We start from the raw sequence: 2088 nt of genomic DNA on the forward strand, positions 1-2088 counted from the left end.
ACAAACACGTGAAAATGGTTCTAAAATCGAACCTAATAAATTTAAAGGCTATACAATCAACAAACATGGTATTCACATCACAATTTCAAAAGGTGGCGCACATGGGTGTATTAAAGGCATATACAAAGATGTTACAGAACTTGATATTGCTAGTATGTACCCAAGTCTAATTATTAATTCAAACGCACTAGGTACTGCGACACAAAAGTACAACGCAATTAGAGAAGAACGTCTAACACTCAAACATAATAAGTTGAATCCAAAGCGTGAAAAAGCGTTGAAATTGGTATTGAACACAGTGAGTGGGCGTATGGACGCTAAATTCAGTGCATTATATATACCAAATAAAATGTTATCTTTAAGGCTTATTGGTCAAGCTGTATTATTAAAAATGGTTGAACTTGCAACTAAACAAGGTGCTAAAGTCATTTCAGTTAATACTGATGGTATCTATTGCATAGGTCAATTCGATGCAAAACCAGTGATTGATGAAGTAAAACGATTATTTAATTTAGATCTTGAAGAAGATAAATATAAGCGTGTAGCACTTGCTACAACAAACTATGCTGTACTTCAAACTGAAGATGGTAACGTAAAACGCCGAGGCAATTTAAAGAACTTTGATTATAAAAATACTCAAGTATTTCCAAAAGTTGTCTCAGACGCTGTAACAAATCATTTATTGTATAATACATCAATTGAACAATACATTAACGACAATCAAAACAAATGGGACTTTGTACAACTGGCTAAAGTGACAGGGAAACACACAATGCGTGATGAATCAGGCAAGTTATATCAGAAAGTTAATCGAATCATAGCTACCAAGTCAGGTGTTACCGGTCTAACAAGTACAAAAGAATCTAAAAAAGGTTACGTTAAAGTTAATACAGTGGTACCACAACAACAATATAATATTGTTAATGAGGTAAACCAACTGAGAAAAACAGAATTGAGCAACATCGACCGTGATTACTATATATCATGGGCAAATAAACTATTGAAAGACTTCGGCAATTGAGCCGAGGTCTTTTTATTGTGCCAAAAACCCAAAACCTTTGGGAAAAATGGCACAACCCTTGAGGCTCTAAGTCTCACGCTTTATTTCTTTCAATAAACTACTCGCCACTGAAGACGCTGGAACCTTACTCTCCGTTGACTTGTGCCATTTTTCCCACTTTTTTACCATAAAATTCAAATATTATATAGAGAACTGGTACCAGTGTCAGAGTACAGATGTTGTATCTTATTTATAAATGTGTATATTTATGAATTTAGTTGTATATTTTTATGGTATAAAAATGAAGGATTTTCAAAAAACCTTACTTTTTGGGCACAGCGGGTTTCAACCTTACTCTCCCAAGGGGTCATCTGTGCCATTTTTGTTTTCCAAAATAGGCACAGAAACACCCAAATACATTGGAGCTCTAGGTGTCAAACCTGTGCCATTCAAAATGGGCACAAAAATCAAAATGGGCACAAACCTCTTAATTTTAGTATAAATAATACTATTTAAGATTAATTTTACATCACGTTAGAATATTTAGAAAATTCAAACTATACGTTATATACAAAATTTTATGCATTTTGTTATTCATATTGTATAACGGTATAATGGAATAGGGTGATATTATGGCTGAAACTGAGTTGTCGCGTATTTTTGAGGTTATATCTGATTTATATGATCACTTATATAATCATCGTGATGATGATTATAGTGTATTTTATATTTATTCACATTTACGTAGTGCGGTAAGTGATCTATTAGTTGCATTAAATCACTACGAGATTGAAGAAGATTCTTATGTTAATGATATTTTGAAATCTTTGTACACTTTTTGTGATATTAGAGAACCTTCGTACGAAACTAATCAAATGGCTTTTAACAATGTAAAGTCATTGTATAAACTTTTAATGCACGATGATATTTAATAATTAAACGTAGAAAAAGCACTGGTCTTTAGTACCAGTGCTTGTTTGAGTTCAACGAGCGTGAGCTCGTAACAGGTTTAGTTGAACGATTGTGATGGGCGTGATATTACAATTTATTTGACATATTACTTGATGGTGATGAACAAATGTAGTATA

General features: G+C 32.9%; 3 protein-coding genes. All 3 read left to right on the forward strand.

What is annotated here, in order from left to right; translation table 11 throughout:
* Positions 1–1021: hypothetical protein (locus HMPREF2706_RS12175; protein WP_176746098.1), on the forward strand; the 1021-nt coding region annotated here is incomplete at its 5' end.
* A gap of 247 nt (positions 1022–1268) precedes the next feature.
* Positions 1269–1502, forward strand: a complete 234-nt coding sequence (locus HMPREF2706_RS12180) for a hypothetical protein (protein WP_064137599.1) — start codon at positions 1269–1271, stop codon at positions 1500–1502.
* Between the two features lie 130 nt (positions 1503–1632).
* On the forward strand, positions 1633–1932 hold the full coding sequence (locus HMPREF2706_RS01625) for a hypothetical protein (RefSeq protein ID WP_064137600.1): 300 nt from the start codon (positions 1633–1635) through the stop codon (positions 1930–1932).
* The last annotated feature ends 156 nt before the right edge of the window (positions 1933–2088 follow it).

Origin of the sequence: Staphylococcus sp. HMSC067F07 (assembly GCF_001837405.1) — a bacterium.
Lineage (GTDB): Bacteria > Bacillota > Bacilli > Staphylococcales > Staphylococcaceae > Staphylococcus > Staphylococcus capitis.

Coding starts and splice junctions, on each gene's coding strand:
- HMPREF2706_RS12180 (WP_064137599.1), top strand. CDS start 1,269: ATGAATTTAGTTGTATATTTTTATGGTATAAAAATGAAGGATTTTCAA.
- HMPREF2706_RS01625 (WP_064137600.1), top strand. CDS start 1,633: ATGGCTGAAACTGAGTTGTCGCGTATTTTTGAGGTTATATCTGATTTA.